Consider the following 25,498-nt stretch of genomic DNA (forward strand, 5'->3'; position numbering starts at 1 on the left):
ATTTCCTAGGCAAAGAAGGCCAATTCCCAAAAGTCACCTTATACTTAAACCGTTCAGATTTTTAAGGTGACGGAGGGGATATGTATAAACTCTGGAGTGTCTTCGCTGCCCTAATCATATCTTGCACCTTTGCTAAAGCAGCTGAAGTAATCACAGTGCCTATCTATGATCAGGATCGTTCACCCTTATCAATCATCAAGAATGGCCAAGCCCACGGAATATATCCTGACCTATTCAGAGAAATACTAATAGGGGCAGGTCTAAAACCTCAGCTATTACCAGTACCTCCTATGCGACGCCGCATAGGTTTTGAAAATCAGCTCTATCATTTAGCTTGCTGTGCAAACCCCGCTTGGCGTGCACGCCCGAGAGAGCAAGAGGTCCAAGTTTTTAGTAAACAATTTTACTGGACCAAAGACATGTTTATTTTTCCTAAAGGCAAGTCCTTTGAGATAAACAAGCTTTCGCAGCTATCCGATAAACTTATCGCCACTGTCCGAGGCTTCGATTATCGAGGATCTGAACATTTTGGAGAAAAGGTCAACTTTCAGAATGAAGCAACCTTGATGCGCGCCCTGGCTTTAGGCCGAGCTGACGTTGGCATAGTTAACGAGGATATTTTTAATGCCTCAGCGCAAAAAAAATACTTAGAAGCAGGCCCTATACATGATGAAGCGAGTTTACACATCCGTATACATCGTGCTCGTATAGACTTGGTAAAACCAATCAATAAATCGATTGATAATCTGATTAGTAGTGGCCGCCGTGATCAAATTGTGAAGAAATATTTAAACCAACATAACGCTATTAGCGCCGCAGTTCCGAACGCCGCTCCCTGAATAATTGCGGCGTAACGCCCACCATGCGGCGAAAGAATTTTACAAAGTTAGTAGCTTCACTAAAGCCTAACCAGTAACCTACCTCTGCAACAGAAGCTGAGCTATGCACCAACATACGTCTGGCTTCCAAAGCGACACGACGATCAATCACCACCTTAGCGCTATAACCCTCCACCTGAATGCAAGCGCGACTTAAAGTGCTCTGGGCGTAACCGAGCTTTTCAGCGTAGAAACGCAGGCTATGCTCGGTCCGGTACTCTTGCTCCAATAGATCGATAAACAATTGATAGGTTTTGCGGGATCGGCTTGTAACCTGATCGGTAACTCTGACCTTCTTTTGCCAACGCGCTAAGCGGAGTAGCAGGTTCAATAGTTCATTTCGCAGAAGTGAGATATCTAACTCTGAACCATCAAACCCTTCAAAATCACGCTTTAAGCGTGAAATCGATTGTAGAATATCCTCCTGTAAAAGCTCGGTTAGTAGCGTGCAATTTTGCCAATCTTGCAAAGCCAACAGATCCACGCCTTTAGATTTTACCCGCTCATCATTCGGTAGAGCTGCGGGATCAATCAGCACGACCTCTGCCTGTAAATCACAGTAATCCTGCCATTCCTGAACCTGACCAGGCCGCACAAACAACAAAGTGCCCGGCCTCAAGTCATAATCGATAAAGTCGATGCAATGCTGTCCATGCCCCTTGGTCACTAGAATCAGCATATAAAACTCTAAACGCTCAGGCACAGTCGGCAACTTCTGGTAGAGATCTGAGAACGAAATCGGCTCAATCCCAAGAGCAGCTAGGCGCTTGTTCTCAAAAAAGGTGTGTTTAATCTTTTGCATCTAAACCAGCCTAAAGCATCCATCGGCAATCGAGTTTAAGTTCGTCGAATTTAAACAAGGACTGCTAGCTTAACAATTCCCATGCAACAAAAGTATTGGTCACTTTTTCACCATGTAGTATTCAGCTAATACCTATCCCAAACCAAGCCCTGTTACCTTGATAAGTATTGAGCAGCCATTCAAATAAAAAGCCCAAACAAGGGAGCCCAATACAATGCAAAGCAAAAAGATTCTGATGATTACCGGTGATTTCACCGAAGATTATGAAACGATGGTGCCGTTCCAAACCCTATTAACGGTTGGCCATCATGTGGATGCGGTATGCCCAGAGAAAGTAAGCGGCGATACGGTTGCAACAGCGATTCACGACTTCGAAGGTGACCAAACCTACACTGAAAAACGCGGCCACAACTTCACTCTAAACGCGACGTTCGCAGATATTAATGTTGAAGATTATGACGCACTGGTAATCCCAGGTGGTCGAGCACCAGAATATCTACGTTTAAACCAAGAAGTGATCGAGATGGTGCGCCACTTCTTCAAAGAGAACAAGCCCGTCGCTGCAATCTGCCACGGTGCGCAATTGCTATCTGCTGCGGGCGTTCTAGAAGGTAAGTCTTGCTCTGCATACCCGGCATGCGCGCCAGAGATCAATCAATCTGGTGGCACATACACAGATATTCCTCTGGATGCAGCCGTGACTGATGGCAATCTAGTCACTGCCCCTGCATGGCCAGCACACCCTGCTTGGTTAGCACAGTTTATGGTTTTGCTAACTATGTAATAGAATTAGCGCAAGCTGCTTTCTCCCCAAACCTGAACCCGAAAGCAGTTTGTCGCTACCTATATAGTCAAATCAGTGGAGAGAGCTATGTGCAAACTGTTTATTAATGCCGAACCAGAACTTTGGAAAAGCAGCACCCGCTCAATCCGTATTGACGGTATGGTTACCAGCGTACGTCTGGAAAACTATTTTTGGACGACCCTGACAGCGATCGCAGAACGGGATGATCTAAATATTCCGCAGATGCTGACCCGCCTCTATCACGAATCGATCGATGCCGGTCATGACTTAGGTAACTTCACTTCATTTCTACGAGTTTGTTGTATGCGCTACCTGGCGTTGCAACTGTCAGGCGATATCCCAACGAATGAAACGGTGGCGATCAGCTCTTTGGATGCTGATGCGATTTTAAGGAACGAAATCGAAAAGCGTCACTAAACCTGTATGACTGTCGGATTCGGCACTCAAGGGTTTGAGATCGCGATCTATATAGCCAATCGACCAACGATTGAGCCTTACCCCACTCTCGATCATCTTCGCCCACTTACCTCGGGTGAGATCAAACATATTGCGGATCAAACCGGTAATCATTGGCGCAAAATTTTTAATGTCAGCGCTAAGTTTCTGTTTGAGCTACAAAGCGACGTAGAGTTTAAGACTTGGCAGATGTTGCGCGATCAGTCGCTGTATCAGGCAGAAAGCCCAATGGCCTTGCTGTTTTCAAAGCCAAATCTATCAGAGCCAAATCGTATCCATATCATTGCCGGTAAAACCTATGCCCAAGAACTCGGTCTAGAAAACTTGCTTTGGTTAGATCCGTACTTTGCGATAGATACAGACAACAAAGTGATCGTCTGCCCTTATTTGGATTATCGTCAACTGAGCAATGCCAGAATCAGCCAGTTGGTTGGGTTGGTAAAAAACCTAAGTCCTTAAAACGATCAAAGCGCTTAAAACGATTAAAGCCCTGAATAATCAGGGCTTATTATCTCGCAGAACTAAGACATAACTTAATTCAGAGTCGGATTCTGAATCTTTTCCCAATTCATATTAAATGTTTGCTGATTAGCACCCGCAGCGGTTGGGTTATCTTCAGTCATACGATTGATCTCAGCCGCTTGCTGAAGCGATGCAGGTAAAATCACTGTGTCGATCACGTGGATAATACCGTTGCTTGCATCCACATCAGCCGCAACTACAGTCGCCTGATTGATCATCACATTACCGCCAGCTAAGCTAATCGCGATATTTTCACCTTGTAGGGATGGCGCTGCACTTAAACCCATAGCCGTTTTTGCATCCACTTTGCCGGCTACTACGTGGTAGGTAAGTACCGCTTGTAGGTCTTTTTTGTTCTCAGGCTTTAGCAGGTTAGCCAAAGTTTCTTCCGGCAGTTTGGCGAACGCTTCATTAGTCGGCGCAAATACAGTATAGGGGCCATCACCTTGGAGGGCACCGACTAGATCAGCAGCTTTCAGCGCCGTCACTAAGGTAGAGAAACTCTCATTACCCGCAGCGACATCGACAATATCTTTCTTCATTGAGTAGGAACCTGCGGTCGCCATTAATGGTATAGCTAGTAGAAAGCAGGCCAGTGTTTTTATAATTTTCATTGTTCTTCTCCTCGCGTTTATTCCTTAAGCAGGCCCTCTACTGCCTTAATGAGATTTTGCTTAAGTGCATCGTAATCAGTGCTACGGAGGTTCTTGAAGGACAGATCAAAAAATGTACAACAAAATTTTCTTTTTCTGTTTTTATGCCTGTGAATAGAATATTCTTGTTTTTAATGGTTCCACTTAACTCCCTGATATTGCGATAAATTTAAAAAGGTTTTTATGCTTCATCGCATCTGGCTAAGTTTTTTTCTAATCGCTTTTAGCGCAGCCCTCTATCAGTGGCTCTGGCTAGATGATTCCGCAGTATTCCAGCGTTTGGTTCAGTCCACCTTTGATATGTCGAAGCTATCGGTAGAGTTATCCATCGGTTTGATCGGTACCCTCGCCTTTTGGCTGGGCATCATGAAGCTGGCGGAAAGTTCTGGCCTTGTGGATAAGTTTGCACGGGGGATAAGTCCACTTTTCTGCCGTTTGATGCCAGAAGTGCCAAAAGGTCACCCAGCTATGGGCTCTATGACTATGAACCTCTCGGCCAATGTTCTAGGTTTAGATAACGCCGCTACGCCTCTAGGTTTGAAGGCAATGCGTGATCTGCAGAGCTTAAATCCACATAAAGATACCGCGACTAATGCCCAGATTTTGTTTCTGGTACTGAACACCTCCTCGGTAACGCTATTCCCGATCACCGTGTTTCTCTATCGATCGCAACAAGGGGCAAGTGACCCTACGTCGGTCTTTATCCCTATTCTAATTGCGACCTGTTGCTCGACACTTGCTGGCTTATTGGCGGTGAGTTTTGTGCAGAAGATCCGTTTATGGGAAAGAGTCACTCTGCTCTATATCGGCGGATTTGTTGCACTATTACTCGCTTTTATCGGCTATTTCACGACACTAACGATCGATGAGCTACAACGGCAATCATCGCTGGTGGGTAACTTAATGATCTTCTCAGCGATTATTGGCTTTCTCTGTATCGCCCACTTTAAAGGGGTGAATATCTACGAAACCTTTATTGATGGCGCCAAAGAGGGATTTGAAGTCGCGATTAAAATTATCCCTTATCTGCTCGCCATGCTGGTGGCGATTGGCGTACTCAGGGAAAGTGGCGCGTTAGAGGGGTTTATCTGGTTACTACGTGAAGGCTTTGCCAGCGTTGGCGCCGATACCCGCTTTGTTGATGCACTGCCCACTGCGATTATGAAGCCATTTTCCGGCTCTGGCGCACGCGCCATGATGTTGGAAACCATGAGCACCCATGGTGTTGATTCTTTCGCAGCTTACCTAGCCTCGGTTGTCCAAGGTTCAACTGAAACGACCTTCTATGTACTGGCAGTTTATTTTGGTGCGGTTGGTATTCGCCATACCCGTCATGCTATCGCTTGTGGTCTTACTGCAGATCTAGCCGGGATTATTGCCGCAATTACTGTGGGTTACTGGTTCTTCGGCTAAATAAAACCATTAACAAAGTGCTACAAAGAAGCACCATCAATCAGTTCGTAAGGTAGTGCCAACACATCTACACCATCGACACAGCCTAGATGCACTCTGTAATGACCAGGTTTACGCAAGGTTTGATGGAAAGTGTAGATACCGCATTGCTTACAAAAATGATGTTTGGCGATATGGGTCGCGAACTCGTAAGTTGCCAAGGAATCATCCGATACCTGAATATCGATGTCGCTAGGGTCGACTACAAAGTTACCCATCATTGCGCCTTTCTTCTGGCAGATAGAGCAGTTACAACGCACACCTTCAACAATCTCTGGGGCATGAAAACTGAATCTAACATTGCCGCAATGACAACTGCCTTGATATACCGGCATAGCACTCACCTCCACTTGGTTTAAGCAAAGGCCCGATTGATACTAGCTCTCGTCTATTAAAAGGCTACCATCCGGTTCTGTCTGACCTATGCCGTTATAAATAACATCATGACTCATGGCATCAATATCAAAGGCTTGCAACGTTGCCGGAGCAGAAGTACCTGCATACCCGACCGCTTCAGCAGCAACCGTTTCACCAAAGACTAAAGATAAAACGGTAAAGCCAAAGGCCTGCTTTTCTGAGGTCGACAGTTGCGGCCAAGCGCTGTGATAAGCCTGCCAAATGGCTGGCGCCTGACTTAAACCTTGCTGTGTACCCAACGAAAACTCCGCGAAGTGTCGAGCGATATAGCGCTCAACTGCGTGCATCGAGTCCTGATCCAGTAAGTTAGGTAAGTGCAACTCTGCTAAGCAGAATTTTAACGCCGCTTCATACGCGTCTAGGCAAGATCGGCGAAAAGCAAAATCATTTGCCTGCACAATCACACTGTCAGTGTTAGATAGTTGTTCGTATATAGGTAATGGATCTGCGTGAGCCATATTTAACATCCTTGTTGTTATGGTTGATCTTAGAGGTAACTATAGCCGCTTATATGGCAACCGCCAGATCACGGATATGGCCGTGGCCATCAATGGCTACTTGCACACATTCGGTTTCGGTCACTTTTCGTAGTTCGGTGCCATCGGGGCAACAGCCCCAAGCCTCTACGTGGATACGCAAAGAACTGCGGCCACTTTCAATTAATTGAGTGTAGAAGGACATAATAGTTCCCTCTAGCACTGGTGATAGAAATGCCATCTGCCCGACCGATACGGTAGAAACTCGGCCTTTAGATAATTTAGCCGCATAAATTTCGGCTGCCTGTACGATTTTGGCGGACACCCAACCACCATAAACATCGCCAAACATATTGGTGGCATCGCTTGAAGCCGGCAGAAGTAGGCTTAATTCACCTGCTGGCTGGTGGCTATTTTCCTCGACATGCTCCATGGGATTTCCCCTCCTTTACTGCCATCCCCACTCCTTAGGGTAATGATAGAAACTGTGAATTTTGTATTTATTAGTAAGCTTACTCTAATACAAAAGGCTAATACCCTGAATATGTACAACGTAAAAATTCTTTTCTAAGTGTCACACTTTTGTCATTTAAGAAAATTATAGTGTTCGCATCTTAACTCATATATCTAATTTTAAGACTCTTTGGAGCCTATACATGAAACCAATGAAAAAGCTGCTTGCTGCTGTTGCTATCTCTGCAACTTGTGTAGCTGCAAACGCATCTGACCTGCTAGACAAGAACCTACCAGTTTACTCTAAGGCTTCTGGTGTTTCTGGTAACCTTTCTTCTGTAGGTTCCGACACACTAGCTAACCTAATGACGCTTTGGGCTGAAGAGTTCAAACGTAACTACCCGAACGTTAACATTCAGATTCAAGCGGCTGGTTCTTCTACTGCGCCACCAGCGCTAACTGAAGGTACTTCTAACATCGGTCCTATGTCTCGTAAGATGAAGGACAAAGAGATCGCTGCATTCGAGAAGAAGTTTGGTTACAAGCCAACGCCTGTTGCTGTAGCAATCGATGCGCTAGCAGTATTCGTACACAAAGATAACCCAGTTGAAGGTCTATCTATCAGCCAGGTTGACGCTATCTTCTCTTCTACTCGTAAGTGTGGCGCTGCTGCAGACGCTAAAACTTGGGGTGATGTTGGTGTAGCAGGTTCCCTATCTGACAAGAGCATCCAGTTGTTCGGTCGTAACTCAGTATCTGGTACTTACGGCTACTTCAAGAAGAAAGCTCTATGTAAAGGCGACTTCAAAAACAACGTAAACGAGCAGCCAGGTTCTGCATCTGTAGTACAGTCTGTATCTACTTCTCTTAATGCACTAGGTTACTCTGGTATCGGTTACAAAACTGCATCTGTACGTGCACTACCTCTTACTAAGAAAGATGGCGGCGCATTCGTAGAAGCAACTCCAGAAAACGCGCTAAACGGCAAGTACCCACTAGCTCGTTCTCTATACGTATACGTAAACAAGAAGCCAGGTCAGCCTCTAGCTCCTCTAGAGAAAGAGTTCCTGAAAATGGTTATGTCTAAAGTAGGTCAGGAAGTAGTAGTTAAAGACGGCTACATCCCACTACCAGCGGCAGTTGTAGAGAAGCAGATGAAAGCGCTAGGCATGTAATATGTCTTGATCATCTGATCTTAGGAAAAAGGGGGCCATTTTGGCCCCCTTTTTTCGTTTATGACAGTCACTGTAATACAGATGTAACAAACTTTTCATATTGTATGCGCCGTCTTCTTAGTAAACTTCCGAGACCTATGTGCCATGAGTACAGAAAACACTGCAACGTCCGACCTGGATTTTAATACCGCGTCGGCCAAGCGACACAGAAACATACGTGCGTTGAAGGATAAACTTGCTTCAGGTGGTATCGCATTTGGTGGTATCAGCGTTATTGTTGCAATCCTTCTGATCTTCTTTTATCTACTTTATGAAGTAGCACCGCTGTTCGAATCTGCCAGCATTGAACCTTGGCAGAAAAATGGACAGGAAATTGCCCCTTACACTGTTCCCGGTGACGGCAAGACACTTTATCTGACAATGGAAGAACAAACAGAGATCGCTCTGCGTGTTACCGACCTAGGTCAGCTGGTGTTCTTTAACAGCCGCAACGGTGACGTAATCAAAACAGAAACTGCCAATATTCCAGAAGGTGCAACTGTAAGCAGCTTTGCTCTAGCTTCTGAATATAGCGGTATTTTCGCTTTGGGTTACAGCAACGGTCAGGCGCAGGTCTTCAAACACAAATACCGTTCTACTTACCCTGATGGCGTACGTGTTATCACGCCAGAAGTGGAATACCCACTGGGTTCTGAACTGATTCAGGTAAGCGATTCACCACTTGAGCTACTTGCAATCAATGGTGAAGAGGAAGAATGGACACTTATCGGTGGTCAGGCAGCAAACATCGCTGCGACTGAAGTTTCCCTTACCGAGAACCTGATTACTGAGGAAGTAGAAGCGGACACTAACCGCATTACGCTTCCTAATATGAATATCCCAGCGGAGAAACTACTGCTGATGCCAGATCGTCGTTGGATGATGATCTCTGGTGAAGGCGGCAAGTTGGGCATCGTTGATATGCAAGCAGACGGTGGCCCTAAAGTTACTCAGCTAATCGAGACGACCAAAAACAAGATCACCTCTTTTGAGCTACTGATCGGTGGTAACTCCCTACTTATCTCTGATGATAAAGGTGTGACTTCACAGTGGTTCTTGGTTCGTAACGAAAAAGGCGAATGGCTAATGCGCCAGATTCGCAGCTTCGAAAACGGCACTTCACCTATCAGCAGCATCTCTATTGAGCACCGCCGCAAAGGTTTTGTAACGGTTTCGGACCAAGGCGTTATCGATTTCTACAGCACAACAGCATCACGTAATTCACTTACTGCTGCCGTTGCTCAAGGCAATGTAGATATGATCGCTCTATCACCTCGTTCTAACGCATTGTTGGTTGAACAGGATGGTAAGTTAGCGCTTTGGGCGGTTCACAACGAACACCCAGAGATCTCTTGGAGCGCACTGTGGGAGAAAGTTTGGTACGAAGGTTACCAAGAGCCAGAGTACACATGGCAGTCTTCCGCTTCTACCAACGACTTCGAGCCTAAATACAGCTTGATGCCACTAGCATTCGGTACGTTAAAAGCAGCGTTCTACGCAATGCTTCTAGGTACGCCGCTGGCGATCTGTGGTGCGATCTACACAGCTTACTTCATGGTGCCGTCAATGCGCCGTAAGGTAAAACCTTTCATCGAATTGATGGAAGCTCTACCGACGGTAATTTTGGGCTTCCTAGCAGGTCTGTGGTTAGCGCCATTTATGGAGGTAAACCTAGCGGGGATATTTGTAACCCTACTGGTCGTACCTGCGGCTATTATCGCGTTCGCTTATGCATGGGCATGTGCACCTAAAACACTACGCTACTTAGTGCCAGATGGCTGGGACGCAGCGCTACTGATCCCTGTTGTAATCATCGCAACAATGTTCAGCTTCTGGGTCGCTCCAGGATTAGAGCAAGCGTTGTTCGGTACTGAGATGCGTTACTGGGTAACTCAAGAGCTAGGCATTCCTTACGACCAGCGTAACGCGCTAGTAGTAGGTATCGCGATGGGCTTTGCGGTTATCCCAACGATCTTCTCTATCACTGAAGATGCGATCTTCGCCGTACCAAAACACCTGTCTTACGGTTCCTTAGCACTGGGGGCTACACCATGGCAAACACTGGTACGCGTAGTAATGCCAACAGCGAGTCCAGGTATTTTCTCTGCAGTGATGATCGGTATGGGCCGTGCTGTAGGTGAAACTATGATCGTACTGATGGCAACTGGTAACACGCCAATCATGGACGTGAATATCTTTGAGGGTATGCGAACTCTGGCTGCAAACATTGCAGTAGAGATGCCGGAATCTGAAGTTGGTAGTACCCACTTCCGTATTCTATTCCTAGCAGCGTTCGTACTGTTCTTGTTCACTTTCTTCGTAAACACCGTGGCGGAAGTTGTACGTCAGCGTTTACGTAAGAAGTACGGCTCTCTGTAATTTGTGCCTGATTGAGGAAATATAGTAATGCGACAGTCTTTTACTGAATGGTCAAAATCCGGCGCACCTTGGGTATGGCTTAATGCCGGTGCCGTAGCGATCTGTTTGATCATGGTTGTAGGTCTACTGACTCTTATCGCAATTCGCGGTTTGGGTCACTTCTGGCCTGCAGATGTTATCCAAGCGACTTATGTTGATAAGGGAAACAGCGTTACCCTGATCGGTGAAAAAGTCCAAACTGAAGATGTGCCTGCAGCTCAACTACGCGATAGTGGCGTAGCGGTACCGGAAGGTGTTGAGAGCATGAAGCGCAACCTGATGAAAGTAGGTAACCGTGACCACGGTGGTACTGACTTCATCTGGGTTCTGGAAGACTTCATTAAAGATCCTTCTAAACCAGAAATGCTATTCACTGCTGAGCGTCGTGAATGGGGTAACTTCTACGGTTACCTACGTGGCATCAAAGAAGATGGTAAACTGGTTTCTAGCTACGAAGGCTACGAAAAAACTGACGAGTACCTAGCTCTTTGGGCAGTACTTGAAAGTCGTATCGAACGAGCACTAGATATCCACAGTGATATCGAAGATATCGAGAAAGACCGTATTGGCTCGATCAACTACAAGTTGGAGCGTCTGCGTCTGCAAGAGCGTTCTCTACAGCTGAAAAATGTAACTGACCCAGCTCAGTACAAAGAGATTGAAGAGAAGCGTGCTGCACTAGATGCAGAGTACGAAGGTCTACAAGGAGATTTACTCGCTCTTTACGAGAAATTTAACCGTGACACTGTGGTTGCTGAGATCGCAAACGGCAAAATCGTAGAGTTCAAAGTTGCACACGTTGTGCGTGCTTTCCTACCAAACGATATGGGCCTAGGCGGCAAGATCCTTCACTACTTCTCTAAGATCTGGGAATTCGTAAGTACAGATCCACGTGAAGCGAACACTGAAGGCGGTATCTTCCCAGCAATCTTCGGTACAGTACTGATGGTTATCATCATGTCTGTGATCGTAACGCCATTCGGTGTTGTTGCTGCGGTTTACCTACGTGAATACGCGAAACAAGGTTTTGTAACGCGCGTTATCCGTATCGCTGTAAACAACTTGGCGGGTGTACCGTCGATCGTATACGGTGTATTCGGTCTAGGTTTCTTCGTTTACTTCTTGGGTGGTCACATAGATGACGCGTTCTTCCCAGAAGCGAAACCAGCACCAACCTTTGGTACGCCAGGTCTAATGTGGGCTTCTATCACACTTGCACTGCTAACAGTTCCAGTTGTGATTGTAGCGACAGAAGAAGGCCTAACACGTATCCCCCGTGCGGTTCGTGAAGGTTCTTTGGCACTAGGTGCGACGAAGTTCGAAACCCTAATGAAAATTGTAATCCCAATGGCTAGCCCAGCGATTATGACCGGTGTAATCCTAGCGATTGCCCGAGCAGCAGGTGAAGTAGCACCGCTGATGCTGGTAGGTGTAGTTAAGCTAGCACCAAGTCTGCCATTGGATATGAACTACCCGTTCCTACACTTGGATCAGAAATTTATGCACTTGGGCTTCCACATCTACGATGTTGGTTTCCAAAGCCCGAACGTTGAAGCGGCACGTCCGCTGGTATACGCAACAGCGTTTTTGTTGGTGGCAGTAATCGCGGCACTTAACTTGTCTGCAATCGCGATTCGTAACCACCTACGTGAAAAATACAAAGCGCTTGAAATGTAATAGAATTTTTAAAGGTTGCTACAATGACTAGCGAAGCTAAAACACACGCAATTGATATCTCTACAATGCAACGAGATAACCGTATTTTGAACCTTGAAGAAGAAACAATGGCTCTTGAGGTTAAAGACCTTAAATTGAGCTACGGCGATAACGAAGCGCTTCACGGTATCGATATGCACATCCCTAAGAACCGCGTTACTGCGTTTATCGGTCCTTCTGGTTGTGGTAAATCAACACTTCTACGCTGCTTCAACCGTATGAACGATCTAGTAGATGATTGCAGCATCACAGGTGAGATCCTGCTGGATGATAACAACATCTACGACCGCAGCGTTGATATCGCAGAACTACGTCGTCGCGTGGGTATGGTATTCCAGAAGCCAAACCCATTCCCGAAATCTATCTACGAAAACGTTGCTTACGGCCTGCGTATTCAGGGTGTAACTAAAAAGCGCGTTATCGATGAAACAGTTGAGTGGGCACTAAAATCTGCTGCGCTTTGGGACGAAGTTAAAGACCGTCTACACGAGAGTGCTCTAGGCATGTCCGGTGGTCAGCAGCAGCGTTTGGTTATCGCACGTACGATTGCGGTAAAACCAGAAGTTCTGCTGTTGGACGAACCAGCATCTGCACTTGATCCAATCTCTACATTGAAGATTGAAGAACTGATCCACGAACTGAAGAAAGACTTCACGATCGTGATCGTAACCCACAACATGCAACAGGCTGCGCGTGTATCTGATTACACTGCCTTTATGTATATGGGTGATCTTATCGAGTTTGGTGTAACAGATACGTTGTTCACTAACCCGGCTAAGAAACAAACTGAAGACTACATTACTGGCCGTTACGGTTAATTGGGGAAGGAATTAGATCATGGAACTAAATACAGAAAACTATTCCACGCATATTTCGGCTCAGTTTAACGAAGAGCTAGAGCAAATCCGTACCCAACTGCTAACTATGGGCGGCATTGTTGAGCGTCAGGTACACGACTGTATCGATGCGCTACTCAACAGCGATGCAGACCTGGCGGAACAGTCTCGCAAGGTCGATAAGCAGACTAACGATATGGAAGTGATGATCGATGAGCAATGCACAAAGATCATCGCACGTCGTCAGCCAGCGGCAAGTGACCTTCGTTTGATCATCGCTGTATCTAAAGCGGTATCTGACCTTGAAGGCATGGGCGATGAAGCAGCACGCATCTGCCGTCACGCGATTGAATTGGTAGACGAAGGCGAATCTCCACGTGGTTATCAGGAAGTTCGTCACATCGGTAACCTTGTACGCGAAATGGTAAAAGACGTATTAACTGCGTTTGCTCGTAACGATACTGAACTTGCTTACCGCGTAGCGAAAATGGACAAATCTGTAGACCAGGAATACCGCTCTGCGATGCGTTCTCTAGCAACGTTCATGATGGAAGATCCACGTTCTATCTCTAGTGTGATGAACGTAATCTGGGTTCTACGTAGCCTTGAGCGTATCTCTGAACATGCACGTGCAATGGCTGCTCACCTGATCTACCTCGTGAGCGGTACTGATGTTCGTCACGGTAGCCTTAAGCAGATTAAAAAAGCCGTTAAACCAGGCGACGAAGATTAATCTAAGCTCCTGTTTAGTAAGCTTTATCACTATAAAAAGCAGCCTAATTAGGCTGCTTTTTTTGTATTTATCGCCAAAGTTATTCGAATATTGGTCGATACTTATATGACTCATCTATCAACTAGGGCTCCCATGCTGCAATACACTGTATACGCCGACCTCAACTGCCCCTTCTGCTATGCCTTGCATGAGCAGTTGCATCAGTTTGGTCTTTTGCAGCAAGTAGATTGGCGCTTAGTTGAGCACGCGCCTGATATCGCGATTTTTAATAAAACAGCTGAAAGTCAGGCCGAACTCGCCAGTGAAGTATTCGTTGTTCGAAGCCGTGTCCCTAATATCGAAGTCGCGCTGCCTAAAGCACGAAGCGATAGTCACTTTGCCAGCCTTTGTGTAATCGAAGCGGCTGAGCATGATGTTGAAAAGTCGATCCATCTTCGTCGCCTACTCTACCGTGCTCTTTGGGTCGAAGGTAAAGATATAGCGGATGTTTCGGTTATCTACGACTGCTTGATTGAAGCTGGCTTACCGACCGAGCTGGATATCGAAGAGCCACAAGAAAACAAACTGATCGAATGGCAAACCGCGTGGGAGCAAGGTGATTTTAACCTGCGCATTCCGGTGATCTGTGCTGATGATGGTCGTATCTCGCTAGGGTTGCCTAGCCCTGAAGATCTTAAAGCCTTCTTTAAAGGTAAAGAGATCGAATCCCAAGAGCAGCTACGAGAGAGCTGCCCACGGACAGAGCAACAAACTATCGCCATATACTGTGACCACAGTATCGAGATCGTTTGGCCGGTAATCGCTATCTTGCGTAACGATTACAACATCTTACTACCGGCTAACCTGACAGAGCTAAAAAACTTACTGCAGGAAGATGCACCAGATCTGCTACTACTCGGCACGGAGAATCAGTGGTCTGATATGTTTGCTCTGTGTGAAGAGGTGAACAAAAACAAAGATGAGTTTCCGCTGCCGATTGCGTTCCTTAGCCAACAGGTCGAGGATCAGCTAGAGCTGGATGCTTATCAAGCAGGAGCTGCAGATTTCCTCGCGCTCAACCGCGCACCTGCCGTTATTCAGTCGCGCATTAAGATTCTGATGCAGCTAAAACAGTCTCAGGATCAACTGGCACGCTCGGCTCGTGTTGATGGTCTAACTCAGGTGAATAACCGCCGTGAGTTTGAACGCAATATTGAAACGGAATGGCGACGTGCACAGCGCTCTAAGCGCAACCTTTCTCTTATCATGATCGACATCGACCATTTCAAACTGTTCAACGATGGCTATGGACATTTAGCGGGCGATGGCTGCTTACGTACCATCGCGCAAACTATAAAAGCCTCTATTCAACGGGCGCAAGATATGGTCTGTCGCTATGGCGGTGAAGAGTTTGCCGTGATTCTGCCAGAAACAGATATTGATGGTGCACAACTAATTGCTGATAGAATCCGATCTGCAGTTGCCGAGCTGAAGATTGAACATAAGTTTTCTAGCAGCGGCAATACCGCAACTGTAAGTGCCGGCGTAGCCTCGATTGATCCGTCTAAAGGAGGCTCGCCGCATGAACTGATCGAGCTAGCCGACCAAGCCCTCTATCAATCCAAAGAGAATGGCCGTAACAGAGTCACTCTAGGTTAGAAATACTCTAAGCTAGAATTACTCTAGGCCAGACATCGAAATAAAACCTGGCAGCGCTTTAATGCGATCGATCCACTGACCAATCTGTGGATAATCTTCCAACTTAATGCCACCTTCCCATGCCAAGCCTACATAAGGCATCACTGCACAATCAGCAATCGTCGGACGATCTAGTGCTAGCCAGTCGTTATTAGAAAGATGGGATTCTAGAAGCCCTAGAATTCTGTCAGCCACCGCCAGCGTCGCGTCTTTATTCAGTTCATAACCAAATTTATCAACGAGTCGAGCTGCACCCGGACCATTTTGTATTTCATTTGCCGAAGTCGATAACCACTGCTGAATCTCAGCTTGCTCCTCTGGAGAGTTGCCATACCACTCTGGTGTTGCGTACTTCTGCGCTAGATACACCAAGATTGCATGGGAATCGCGTAGTACCGTGTCACCATCCTCCAGCACCGGTACCTCACCCCACGGATTCAGATCGATTACCGGTGACTGCTTATGCATGCCCGCCAAGAAATCCACGGGAACAAGTTCTAGCGGGATATTGGTTAGCGATGCAAACAATCTTGCTTTGTAACAGTTACCTGAAGGTTCCAAATCATACAGTTTCATTCTTATGCTCCTTAAATTTAATCCCGCGCCCACTCAGTTTCTGTGAACCTAGGGGTAATATGCTTGGAACAATTCCAGTCAAACGCTTCCAGTTTAATATGAATAAACGATTCCGCTTTGGCCGAACTTTCCATCTGATCTGCATAGAGTTTTAAATGTTCTTCAACCGAGAGTAGCTTGACCCGGCCTAAGATTTTTAAGCGCCGACGATGGGGATAATCCATTAAAAATAGCGCTACTTTATCGTTCTTGGAGAAATGGCCTAGGCTCTGATACTGACCATTCCCGCTAAGATTTCCAAAAGCTAAGGTTTCTTCATCCAACACCTTTAGAAAGCCAACCTCACCACCGCGGTGTTGAATATAAGGCCAGCTATCTTCGCCCACTGACGCCATATAAAAACTGTCCCGCGCTTGGATAAAATCGGCTTCACGCTCGGTGAAACGATCAAAATCAGGCATTCGTTGGCGTACCACAGCAGACTTCTCATAACTGCCGAAACGCTGCTGCATCGCCAATACAGACTCGGTAAAGGTTATGTCGCTAAAACGATGGGCCATGAGAACACCTTGCTTAAACATTGATCATGTCATTCATTATGTGAAAAACAGATAACGCAATAAATAGAGCAAACTAGATTTCAATAATGCACTTTATGCATTAATCTGCAGAAATGAATAAACTCAAAGCAATGGCGGTTTTTGTCAAAATCGTCGACTGCGGCAGTCTAAGTGCAGCAGCAGAAAAGTTATCCATGTCACAATCCTCGGTGGTCCGAACGCTGGCGGCACTAGAGAAAGAGCTCGGTGCTCAGTTGCTCTATCGCACCACCCGTAGTCTCAGCCTAACCGAGGAAGGCGATGACTACTGTCAGCGCTGCCGACAGATATTGCTGGAGGTAGAAGATGCAGAAAATGCCCTCAGCCAGCAGCAAACGATCCCTAAAGGGGTGATTCGGATCACTGCGCCACAAACCTTTGGCCGCCTGCATCTAAGCCCTGTGATTAATGAGTTTTTAGATACCTACCCAGAAATGGAGGTGGAACTACTGCTGTTGGATCGTGTGGTCGATTTGATCGAGGAAGGGATGGATATCGCCCTGCGTATCGGCCCCCTTCCCGACTCTACCTTGATCGCGAAACAGGTCGGCGAGGTAAAATATAAAGTCTGTGCAAGCCCAGCCCATATTGCAGAACACGGAGTGCCGAATCACCCAGATGAATTAGAGCAGCTCGACTGTATTCACCTCACCGCGCTTAGATCTCACGCCACTTGGGGGTTTACTGAGGGTAACCAGCAATACAGAATCAATGTGCAGGGCAGCTTTAAAACTAACCATGTAGAAACAGCCGTGGATGCGTGTCGAGAGGGTCGCGGTTTCGGTCAGTTTTTAAGTTATCAGGTGAATCCGCATATCAGAACAGGGCAATTGACCCCGGTTCTCGAACAGTTTGAAAGTCCATCGATTCCGGTCAATCTGGTCTATCCACACTCGCGCCGCCTCTCATCCAGAAGCCGCGCCTTTATTGAGTGGGCGCGACCACGATTGCAGCAACGCTTAGAGAACGATTAAGACTCTGCAGGCCAGTATTGAGCTAGGGGTGGGAAGCGCTCGACTAAGCCTGTACGCCCCATAGTTTCCATCAATGCCATATTGCGCTCTGGAATCTCATCTGGGTTCTTATAGTGCACCAACACTCGGCTCATCTGTCCTTCACGGATAATGTGAATGGTTGGAAACGGCGCACGGTTGGTCCAGTTGGTAATGTCATCCGCTTCAACCCCAGAGAAACAGTAATCAGGGTGGAAGCTCGCCAGTTGGAATACACCGGCTAGGCCTGCACGTTCAAGCATAGTTTGGCAAAGATCTAACAGATCCAGAAACGACTCAAAATCCACCGCTGTCTCGGTAAACGCGACTAAGGTTGTGGATAACTCTTCTTCAGGCGAGTCCTGAATTTTCGCAAGCTCAGCTAGGAAATCCTGCGCTGCATCGGTCATCACACTGGCATGAGATACCGCGTAACGGATGCTCTGATTGCGAACTTCAGGTGCCGCAAAGGGACATAGATTTAGGCCAACCACAATCGCTTCAACCCATTGTTGAGTTAACTGTTCTGCCTGTGCTGCTGGAAAAGAGAATTTATCAGTCGTCATAGCCGCTATTTTACCCCAGCTGCCCCGTCAATGCTCCCTTTTGGTGCCTATGATGCAGACCACCCTTTCTGCTAATATAGCGCCACTCATCATTAGGAAGCTAAGTACCCCAGTGCCTATCAAGTCTGCTCTTACCACACAAAGTTTTGATACCCGTTGGTTGAAACTACGTCGACCACTCAAGACTGCTGTGCCTCGCGAATGGCAAAGCTGGTTGCTCGATAGCGGCTCCCTAACCCAGCGCCTGGTCAAACGCAGTCAGGGGAATTTCCGTGTTGAGGTAGTAAGCCAAGGTTGGATGCGTCCAACCCGCTCCGAGGCCAATGCCTTAGGCATAGATCAGCGCCAATGCGCTCTAGTTCGCGAAGTTCAGTTGATCGGTAACGATGTACCTTGGGTATTTGCCCGTTCGATTATCCCAGCACAAACCCTAACCGGCCGCGAACGGCAACTACGCATGTTAGGTAACCGCTCTTTGGGGAGTCTGCTATTTACCGATCCAACCATGCGCCGCGATCCTATCGAGATCAGTCGTCTGCAACTGCAAGATAAAACCGAGATCTGGGCACGCCGTTCGGTGTTTTTCCTGTCCAATAAACCCTTACTGGTTTCTGAAGCATTTTTGCCTGAGCTATTAGGCAAGTGATAATGCGGGAAATAGCCAGATGCGTTTACTTAGTTTACTGATAAAACAGCCTTTATATTTACTCGTTTTATTCTTAATCTTTAGCGCAAAGAGCATCGCTGCCGACCCGAATTCACCCTTCGATGAACGTGACTTTGATGAAAGAAGCTACCCCCATGAAGGTGACTACTTCTCTACGATCGCTTCAGGCCATCTAGAAGCGATCCGAAAATCACCCGGTACGGTTAGCGTCATCACCGCTGCAGAAATAGAAGCTATGGGTGCAACGCATCTCGATGAGGTATTGGAAACGGTTGCAGGATTACATGTCCAGCGTTCAGATCTAAGCAGATTGGACCCGGTCTACAGTATTCGCGGGATTCAAAATGGCTTTTCCACTCAAGTGTTAGTTCTCTTTAATGGAATAGAGTTTAAAAACCCATTCAGTGGCGGCCTCCCTACAACATTTCGATTACCCCTCAACGCAATTGAACGCATTGAAGTGATCAAAGGCGCTAGCTCTGCGTTATATGGTGCAAATGCTTACTCAGGCGTAATCAATATCATGCCTAAACGCTCGCAAAATTTGGCCGAACCTATGTTTCAAGCCAGAGTAGGTAGCTTTGGCAGCCGTGATTTCACGGTACAGCACAGCGACTTTGATGGATTTGGCAAAGGCTATTTCTTTTCACTCGAACATCAACAGAGCGACGGTGATGATTCCAGAATTATTACTCAGGACTTCCAATCGCTTAATGACATATGGTTCAGTTCAAACGCATCATTAGCGCCCGGCCAGCTTAATAGAAATTACTCAGTCACCAATGCGATGTTAAATATCGATAGGGGTGACTGGAGCTGGAATAACTGGTTTTGGCATAACCATAAGGCAGGTAACGGCCAAGGCGGTGCTCGTGCCCTAGACAGCTCGGGTTATGAAGACACATACTCCTTCATGTCGCATCTGCAATACCGAGGCATTATCAACCCTCAATATTCCGTTGAGAACAACTATTCCTACCACTATCAAGAAGGTGAAAGCACCTTAACCCTGTTTCCAGCCAACAGTATTATTCCGATAGGCAGCGATGGAAACCCATATACTCCGGGAGGCAACTTAGTCCGTTTTACGGATGGAGTCATAGGCATTCCTTCCGCCAAAATGCATAAATCCTACGCTGATCTCGTTTTAAACTATGTTGGTTCACCCGACCATATTTGGCGCTTTCAGGTCGGGGGGCAGTTTAGTAATTTCCGCAGTGAAGAAAGAAAAAACTTTGGCCCAGGTGTCTTAGACGGCACCGAAACGGTTGTTGATGGCAACTTAACCGACGTGAGCGATCAGCCTTATGTATATTCAGAGGATAGTGAACGTCATAATGTGTTTTTAGCGATTCAAGACCAGTGGACGCTAAATGAAAAATGGACCCTCACCATCGGTGGGCGTTTAGATCATTACTCCGATTTTGGCCGAGTATTTAATCCAAGAATGGGCTTGGTTTGGGAGCCGAATCAAAAATTTACTGGAAAATTGCTCTACGGCAGGGCCTTCCGAGCGCCATCATTCAGCGAACTCTATTTAAAGAACAACCCCGGTGGACTAGGCTCGCCATCGCTTAAACCCGAAAAAATAGAAACACTGGAACTGGTTGCTGACATCAAACCCAAAGCAACGCTGCATCTACAAAACACACTCTTTTACTACCAAGCCGATGATTTGATTACCAACCAACTTAACGGTGCTGTATATCAATTCCAGAACTCAATGGAACAGAAAGGTTACGGCGTAGAGATCGAGGGAACCTGGGATATCAGTCATGCGTTAACACTGAAAACCCAATACAACTACCTAAGCACCAAAAACTCGATTACGGGTGGCAATGTTGCCGATATTCCAAACCACACCGGCTATCTAGCCGTAGATTACCGTCTCCCCAATCATTGGAAGCTACACCTGAATAACCATTGGATTGGCTCGAGTAACAGAGCTCCCAATGACACGCGGAAAAAACACAGCGGTTATTCATGGGCAAACCTGAAACTCTCTAAAGAGCACAAACTAGCTGGGCTCAGCACAGCCCTGATCATCAAAAACGTACTGGATAAGGATGCCACCACACCTGCGTCTGCAATCATCCCTAACGATTACCCTATTGAGGGTCGCAGCATCTTGGGAGAACTTACCTATCAGTTCTAGGTAAGTATTACGCTGGCTAAACACAATTAAGGTTTGGAATTGGTGTAATACGCTTTGCTATTACACCCTACTTGCTATCTTCAATGAGACCTTCTTCGTAAAGAAGTAGAAGGGAAGGCCTAAGATAAGCATCCAAAGGTAACCGATCTTTGTAACCAAAATCATTAAGAAGGCAATCATAAACAAAATGATTCCTAAGTAATCTATGGCTCCAAGTGAACAATTCTTAATTGATGAGCCAAATTTCGGGATAAAGACGAACAAAGTTATGAGGAAAACAATACCGTATGTGATTGCAGTCTCTGTCCAGCCTTCATGTATAGACCTTATACATAAGGTCATTGAGCAAACTAAAAAAACTACATGAGTATGGGCAAGCTGTTGCTTCTTGCTTTGGGCTGCGTTGTGATTTCCTTCAATCTCATCACCAGAAATATATGCAGATTCCCCACAAGATAGACATGCGTCAGAGCCAGCTTTATTGGCAGTGGAGCACTTCTTACATTTCCAGTCATAGTTGATCATCTATATCCCTTTAAAAGTCATCTATCGACACTTTGCAGACATTACTTAGTCTGTATGATTCCTTTTACTATGTGCTCAGGAGTGTCATTGAAATAAATTCCAATTTTCCCCTTATCCCCATGAACAAAATAATCACGACCTTCCTTCTCGAACCATTGAACACGGCTAAGAACCTGCTTAGCACCATGTGTCGTATTATCGTAGAGCTCACGGCTTATGGGGTAACAAAGGGACGAGAGTGTATTCAAAAATCGCTCTTTCTTCTCTCCGGTAACTGAAATGAAACCTATAACTCCATGGGAAGGTTCAAGTTTTTTATCAAACAAGGTTAGAGCGGTCTCAGTCCCATGTAATGATTTGGCCTTTTGCATATAAGGCTCTATAAGGCCAATACACTGACTATAAACAGGGGCATGAGTGACCTCAGAATCAGAACAACCGGTCAAACCAATGATAGTAAGAACGAAAACTAAATATGTGCGGTTTTTTTTCATACATTCCCTGTTGTGAATACTCATGTGTAAGATAATACCTGAAAGCTTATACATGTAAATCAGAGGCCCTGTCTGCTAATGGCACAAAACAGAAGCCACTACATCCCCACGCCTTTCCTCTAGGCGCAGCCGTCCTCTAGCAGCGTAGCTGCGCCCTAAAAGCGAAGCGATCTCTAGCCGCGCAGCGGCATCCTTGCCACTAGCATCTGTTTAAAGCAATAACATACGCAATCCTGTAATCAGCAGCACCACAGCAAACACTTTCTTCAGCTTGCCTGCATCCAACTTCGATGCGATGGATACGCCAATCGGGGCGAACAGTACGGTAAGTGGCACAATGCAGAAGAAACCGATCAAGTTAACTAAGCCAAATGTACCCGCTGGGGCATCGGCTGGTGTGTTACCCAGCAGCAACATAGTTACGGCACCTGGCAAGGAGATGATTAGACCGATAGCAGCAGCCGTACCTACCGCTTTATGCGCAGGGTAGTTGTATAGGGTCAGCAGCGGCACCGAGATTGTGCCGCCGCCGATACCGACCATTGAGCTGAAAAAGCCAATGGATGTGCCCATAGCCGTTTGCCCTGCTTTACCCGGTAACTGTTGGAACAACGCGGATTTACCGCTTCTAAATAACATGTTCAGCGCAGATAGCGTCGCGATCACGCCAAATAGCGCAGTGAGCCAAGTGCCATCGACCCGCGTTACCAGCCAACTGCCAATCAGTACACCGACAAAGATAAAAGCTGCCCAACGTTTTAGCAGATCAAAGTCGACATTGCCTTTGTTGTGATGGGAGCGAATCGAGCTGATAGAGGTAGGAACAATCGTCGCCAACGAGGTTGCAGTCGCCACAACCATGGCTGATTCTGGTGATACGCCAAAACTCTGAAAGAGGAAAAACAGCACCGGTACGATGACGATGCCGCCACCGACACCAAGTAAACCCGCTAAGATGCCAGCGAATGCACCTGTTGCCAGTAGCGCTAAAAAGGTAGGGATATTGTTGATAAAGAATTCAGTGATATTCATTGAGGGACTTTCTATACAGTGGCTCTACCCTGAGGTTTATAGCCATAAAGAGATGGGGCCAAAAGGCCCCAGTTTTTAAAAGAGTGTCGAGCTGAGTTGCTAAGACGGTCTTAAGCTGCCAGCTCTTTTCTAACCAGTTCTGCACCCGCGCGCAGGGCATTCAACTTGCCGCGTGCAATCTCGCGTGATAGAGGTGCCATACCGCAGTTGGTGCAAGGGTAGAGTTTGTCGGCATCAACATACTTGAGCGCACCGCGTAGTGTTTCGGCGACCTCTTCCGGCGTCTCGATGGTCTCTGTCGCGACATCAATCGCACCCACCATCACTTTCTTACCACGAATCAGCTCAAGTACTTCAAGCGGCACACGGCCGTTGTGGCATTCCAAAGAGATGATGTCGATATTGGATTTCTGTAGAGATGGGAACGTCTCTTCGTATTGACGCCATTCCGAGCCCAGCGTTTTTTTCCAATCGGTATTGGCTTTAATGCCGTAGCCGTAGCAGATATGCACGGCTGTTTCGCATTTAAGCCCTTCGATCGCGCGCTCTAGGCAAGCGATGCCCCATTCATTTACTTCTTCAAAGAAGACGTTAAATGCCGGCTCATCAAACTGGATAATATCCACACCAGCCGCTTCTAGCTCTTTCGCTTCTTCGTTGAGCGCTTTGGCAAACTCCCAAGCTAGATCTTTACGGCTCTTGTAGTGATCATCGTACAGGGTATCAACCATGGTCATTGGCCCTGGTAGAGCCCATTTAATCGGCTGATCCGTTTGTTTACGCAGGAATTTAGCGTCTTCAACAAACACAGGCTTTTGACGACTCACCGGACCAACAACCGTCGGTACGCTGGCATCGTAGCGGTTACGAATGCGAACGGTTTTGCGCTTTTCAAAATCAACGCCGCTCAGGTTCTCGATAAAGGTGGTAACAAAGTGCTGGCGTGTTTGCTCACCATCGCTAACGATATCGATACCGGCATTTTCTTGCTCTTGCAGGGTCACACGCAGTGCATCCTGTTTGCCGAACAGGAGTTCATCACCTTCTAGTTTCCAATCTGACCAAAGTTTCTCCGGTTCTGCTAGCCAAGAGGGTTTAGGTAAACTGCCAGCAGTTGAAGTAGGTAGTAAGTTTTTCATAATTTATACAGCTCTATATCTTGGCTTACGCGTAGTTAGCAGACCATTTTTCAAGAAGATCCCCATAGGGCTTAATAAAGTGCTCTTCCGCCCATCTGCCCTGCTCAACCGCTAAACGGCTGCGTTCTTCGCGGTCATACACAACTTGCGTTAGTGAATAATCTTGGTGCTTCAAACTTGGTTTAAACACTTCACCGGCAAAAGCATTGGCGTTATAAATCTCTGGACGATAGATCTTTTGGAACGTCTCCATCGTGCTAAGAGTGCTAATCAACTCAAGGTTGGTGTAATCGTTGAGCAGATCCCCGTAGAAATAAAACGCATACGGCGCCACGCTGTTTGGCGGCATGAAGTAACGCACTTCCATGCCCATCTTTTTGAAGTACTGTTCGGTCAATGACGGCTCGTTTGGCTCGTATTCCGTACCTAGAACTGGGTGAGTATTCGCCGTCTTATAATAAGTCTTGTTATCCGACACACTCAGGCAGATCACAGGCAGTTTGTTGAAGTTCTGCTTGTAGGCCTCTGAGTTCACAAAGTCTTTAAACATGTTGCCATGCAGCTCACCGTAGTTATCCGGAACGCTGAATTGCTCTTCACCTTTGTTGTGATTCAACAGCAGCACGCTGAAATCATAATCACGCACGTAAGAGGAGAAGTTGTTGCCAACAATGCCTTCAATACGGCGCTCAGTTTTGTGATCAAGGATGTACGTTTTTAAGATCTCAATCGTTGGGAAGTTATCGCCATTCCCTTGCACATCAATATCAACATGGATGATCTCTAGCTCTACCGAGTAACGATCATTGTTTGGGTTATCCCAAGTCGCCAGCGTATTAAAGCTGTTATCAATCATCTTGATCGCACGGCTCAAATTTTCTTTACGCTGTTCGCCACGGGCTAAATTGGCAAAGTTAGTTGTTAGGCGAGTATTGCCTGATGGCTCATAGTTTTCGTCGAAACTAATGCGCTCAATGCTGTATTCGAAACCGTTGCTCATAATCTTTATTCCGTAGAAATTAAGTCTGACTTTTCATCGCTCTCTGGACTGTTCACCTGCCTTAAATAACCAAGGGCCGATATTAGGAGCAGTCGTACTTCTGTTGAGCGTTCAGTTAAGTGCACTTTTTACAGGGACAGCTTTATGAAAAAAATTGATTAAAATTTATGGTTTGATGACCTTTGCTCATGAATTGATTAAGGCAACGTTTGGAATAGGCACTACGAGGTATTTTTTTGCTGGAT

Annotated in this window: 27 protein-coding genes; 14 read left to right on the forward strand and 13 right to left on the reverse strand. The window is 46.5% G+C overall.

From position 1 onward, the window contains the following. The first annotated feature begins 80 nt into the window (after positions 1–80). The gene (locus ACMXYU_RS16665; protein WP_415899541.1) at positions 81–839 is read left to right on the forward strand and encodes a substrate-binding periplasmic protein; all 759 of its coding nucleotides are present in this window, start codon (positions 81–83) and stop codon (positions 837–839) included. On the opposite strand, the gene ACMXYU_RS16670 is transcribed toward ACMXYU_RS16665, so the two are convergent. Then, the gene (locus tag ACMXYU_RS16670) at positions 808–1,680 is read right to left on the reverse strand and encodes an AraC family transcriptional regulator (RefSeq protein ID WP_415899542.1); all 873 of its coding nucleotides are present in this window, start codon (positions 1,678–1,680) and stop codon (positions 808–810) included. The genes ACMXYU_RS16665 and ACMXYU_RS16670 overlap by 32 nt on opposite strands. A 214-nt stretch (positions 1,681–1,894) precedes the next feature. On the opposite strand from ACMXYU_RS16670, the gene ACMXYU_RS16675 reads away from it, so the two are divergent. The 3 genes from ACMXYU_RS16675 (at position 1,895) to ACMXYU_RS16685 (ending at position 3,400) form a co-directional block, all read left to right on the forward strand. Then, complete coding sequence (locus ACMXYU_RS16675; protein WP_415889663.1) at positions 1,895–2,464, forward strand: DJ-1/PfpI family protein; 570 nt, start codon at positions 1,895–1,897, stop codon at positions 2,462–2,464. Positions 2,465–2,551: 87 nt separating this feature from the next. After that, entirely contained in the window at positions 2,552–2,902 is a 351-nt protein-coding gene (locus ACMXYU_RS16680) for a ribbon-helix-helix domain-containing protein (protein ID WP_415899543.1), read from the forward strand. Positions 2,903–2,908: 6 nt separating this feature from the next. Then, positions 2,909–3,400, forward strand: coding sequence for a DUF6942 family protein (locus ACMXYU_RS16685; RefSeq protein ID WP_415899544.1), 492 nt, complete (start codon positions 2,909–2,911; stop codon positions 3,398–3,400). Between the two features lie 74 nt (positions 3,401–3,474). Here ACMXYU_RS16685 and ACMXYU_RS16690 read toward each other — a convergent pair whose 3' ends face one another. Beyond that, positions 3,475–4,077 (reverse strand): fasciclin domain-containing protein, encoded by a 603-nt coding sequence (locus ACMXYU_RS16690; protein WP_415899545.1) that lies wholly within the window; start codon positions 4,075–4,077, stop codon positions 3,475–3,477. 222 nt (positions 4,078–4,299) lie between these two features. Here ACMXYU_RS16690 and ACMXYU_RS16695 point away from each other — a divergent pair, with 222 nt between their 5' ends. Beyond that, complete coding sequence (locus ACMXYU_RS16695; protein ID WP_415899546.1) at positions 4,300–5,529, forward strand: nucleoside recognition domain-containing protein; 1,230 nt, start codon at positions 4,300–4,302, stop codon at positions 5,527–5,529. Between the two features lie 20 nt (positions 5,530–5,549). On the opposite strand, the gene ACMXYU_RS16700 is transcribed toward ACMXYU_RS16695, so the two are convergent. The 3 genes from ACMXYU_RS16700 to ACMXYU_RS16710 are packed head-to-tail and all read right to left on the reverse strand — an operon-like array spanning position 5,550 to position 6,894. After that, positions 5,550–5,903 (reverse strand): GFA family protein, encoded by a 354-nt coding sequence (locus ACMXYU_RS16700; RefSeq protein WP_415882884.1) that lies wholly within the window; start codon positions 5,901–5,903, stop codon positions 5,550–5,552. 42 nt (positions 5,904–5,945) lie between these two features. After that, positions 5,946–6,443 carry a hypothetical protein gene (locus ACMXYU_RS16705; protein WP_415899547.1) on the reverse strand — a complete coding sequence of 166 codons (498 nt, stop codon included), beginning with the start codon at positions 6,441–6,443 and terminating at the stop codon, positions 5,946–5,948. A 49-nt stretch (positions 6,444–6,492) separates the two neighbouring features. Beyond that, on the reverse strand, positions 6,493–6,894 hold the full coding sequence (locus ACMXYU_RS16710) for an acyl-CoA thioesterase (protein WP_415892861.1): 402 nt from the start codon (positions 6,892–6,894) through the stop codon (positions 6,493–6,495). Between the two features lie 223 nt (positions 6,895–7,117). Between ACMXYU_RS16710 and ACMXYU_RS16715 the strand changes: the two genes are divergently transcribed. The 6 genes from ACMXYU_RS16715 to ACMXYU_RS16740 all read left to right on the forward strand — a co-directional run bounded on the left by ACMXYU_RS16715 (position 7,118) and on the right by ACMXYU_RS16740 (position 15,469). Next, positions 7,118–8,089: a PstS family phosphate ABC transporter substrate-binding protein gene (locus ACMXYU_RS16715; protein ID WP_415892862.1), complete on the forward strand. Its 972-nt coding sequence runs from the start codon at positions 7,118–7,120 to the stop codon at positions 8,087–8,089. A 144-nt stretch (positions 8,090–8,233) separates the two neighbouring features. Next, on the forward strand, positions 8,234–10,507 hold the full coding sequence (locus ACMXYU_RS16720; protein WP_415899548.1) for an ABC transporter permease subunit: 2,274 nt from the start codon (positions 8,234–8,236) through the stop codon (positions 10,505–10,507). A gap of 27 nt (positions 10,508–10,534) precedes the next feature. Then, a complete protein-coding gene (gene pstA / locus ACMXYU_RS16725; protein ID WP_415886295.1) occupies positions 10,535–12,223 on the forward strand; it encodes a phosphate ABC transporter permease PstA in 1,689 nt (562 codons plus the stop codon). 23 nt (positions 12,224–12,246) lie between these two features. Then, complete coding sequence (gene pstB / locus ACMXYU_RS16730; RefSeq protein ID WP_415886296.1) at positions 12,247–13,080, forward strand: phosphate ABC transporter ATP-binding protein PstB; 834 nt, start codon at positions 12,247–12,249, stop codon at positions 13,078–13,080. Between the two features lie 19 nt (positions 13,081–13,099). Then, complete coding sequence (phoU, locus tag ACMXYU_RS16735; RefSeq protein ID WP_415899549.1) at positions 13,100–13,831, forward strand: phosphate signaling complex protein PhoU; 732 nt, start codon at positions 13,100–13,102, stop codon at positions 13,829–13,831. 132 nt (positions 13,832–13,963) lie between these two features. Continuing rightward, positions 13,964–15,469, forward strand: a complete 1,506-nt coding sequence (locus ACMXYU_RS16740; RefSeq protein WP_415899550.1) for a diguanylate cyclase — start codon at positions 13,964–13,966, stop codon at positions 15,467–15,469. 18 nt (positions 15,470–15,487) lie between these two features. Here the strand turns inward: ACMXYU_RS16740 and ACMXYU_RS16745 are convergent, their stop codons facing one another. Beyond that, on the reverse strand, positions 15,488–16,084 hold the full coding sequence (locus ACMXYU_RS16745; RefSeq protein WP_415899551.1) for a glutathione S-transferase family protein: 597 nt from the start codon (positions 16,082–16,084) through the stop codon (positions 15,488–15,490). Between the two features lie 17 nt (positions 16,085–16,101). Continuing rightward, positions 16,102–16,644: a pyridoxamine 5'-phosphate oxidase family protein gene (locus ACMXYU_RS16750; protein ID WP_415899552.1), complete on the reverse strand. Its 543-nt coding sequence runs from the start codon at positions 16,642–16,644 to the stop codon at positions 16,102–16,104. A 131-nt stretch (positions 16,645–16,775) separates the two neighbouring features. Here ACMXYU_RS16750 and ACMXYU_RS16755 point away from each other — a divergent pair, with 131 nt between their 5' ends. Beyond that, positions 16,776–17,657 carry a LysR substrate-binding domain-containing protein gene (locus ACMXYU_RS16755; RefSeq protein WP_415901138.1) on the forward strand — a complete coding sequence of 294 codons (882 nt, stop codon included), beginning with the start codon at positions 16,776–16,778 and terminating at the stop codon, positions 17,655–17,657. Here the strand turns inward: ACMXYU_RS16755 and ACMXYU_RS16760 are convergent. Continuing rightward, positions 17,654–18,241 carry a DUF1415 domain-containing protein gene (locus ACMXYU_RS16760; RefSeq protein WP_415899553.1) on the reverse strand — a complete coding sequence of 196 codons (588 nt, stop codon included), beginning with the start codon at positions 18,239–18,241 and terminating at the stop codon, positions 17,654–17,656. The two genes, ACMXYU_RS16755 and ACMXYU_RS16760, sit on opposite strands and share 4 nt — an antisense overlap. 52 nt (positions 18,242–18,293) lie before the next feature. On the opposite strand from ACMXYU_RS16760, the gene ACMXYU_RS16765 reads away from it, so the two are divergent. Together ACMXYU_RS16765 and ACMXYU_RS16770 are read left to right on the forward strand one after the other, a co-directional pair. After that, the gene (locus ACMXYU_RS16765) at positions 18,294–18,887 is read left to right on the forward strand and encodes a chorismate--pyruvate lyase family protein (RefSeq protein WP_415899554.1); all 594 of its coding nucleotides are present in this window, start codon (positions 18,294–18,296) and stop codon (positions 18,885–18,887) included. A 19-nt stretch (positions 18,888–18,906) separates the two neighbouring features. Next, on the forward strand, positions 18,907–21,063 hold the full coding sequence (locus ACMXYU_RS16770) for a TonB-dependent receptor plug domain-containing protein (protein WP_415899555.1): 2,157 nt from the start codon (positions 18,907–18,909) through the stop codon (positions 21,061–21,063). 60 nt (positions 21,064–21,123) lie between these two features. Here ACMXYU_RS16770 and ACMXYU_RS16775 read toward each other — a convergent pair whose 3' ends face one another. The 5 genes from ACMXYU_RS16775 to ACMXYU_RS16795 all read right to left on the reverse strand — a co-directional run bounded on the left by ACMXYU_RS16775 (position 21,124) and on the right by ACMXYU_RS16795 (position 25,253). Next, complete coding sequence (locus tag ACMXYU_RS16775; protein WP_415899556.1) at positions 21,124–21,588, reverse strand: hypothetical protein; 465 nt, start codon at positions 21,586–21,588, stop codon at positions 21,124–21,126. 41 nt (positions 21,589–21,629) lie between these two features. Next, a complete protein-coding gene (locus tag ACMXYU_RS16780) occupies positions 21,630–22,082 on the reverse strand; it encodes a hypothetical protein (RefSeq protein WP_415899557.1) in 453 nt (150 codons plus the stop codon). Positions 22,083–22,292: 210 nt separating this feature from the next. After that, positions 22,293–23,114 carry a sulfite exporter TauE/SafE family protein gene (locus tag ACMXYU_RS16785; RefSeq protein WP_415899558.1) on the reverse strand — a complete coding sequence of 274 codons (822 nt, stop codon included), beginning with the start codon at positions 23,112–23,114 and terminating at the stop codon, positions 22,293–22,295. Between the two features lie 110 nt (positions 23,115–23,224). Then, on the reverse strand, positions 23,225–24,253 hold the full coding sequence (locus ACMXYU_RS16790) for a methionine synthase (protein WP_415899559.1): 1,029 nt from the start codon (positions 24,251–24,253) through the stop codon (positions 23,225–23,227). Positions 24,254–24,278: 25 nt separating this feature from the next. Then, positions 24,279–25,253, reverse strand: coding sequence for a DUF1852 domain-containing protein (locus ACMXYU_RS16795; RefSeq protein ID WP_415899560.1), 975 nt, complete (start codon positions 25,251–25,253; stop codon positions 24,279–24,281). Positions 25,254–25,498: the final 245 nt, after the last annotated feature.

Source organism: Neptuniibacter sp. QD48_11, from assembly GCF_047778095.1.
Taxonomy (GTDB): domain Bacteria; phylum Pseudomonadota; class Gammaproteobacteria; order Pseudomonadales; family Balneatricaceae; genus Neptuniibacter.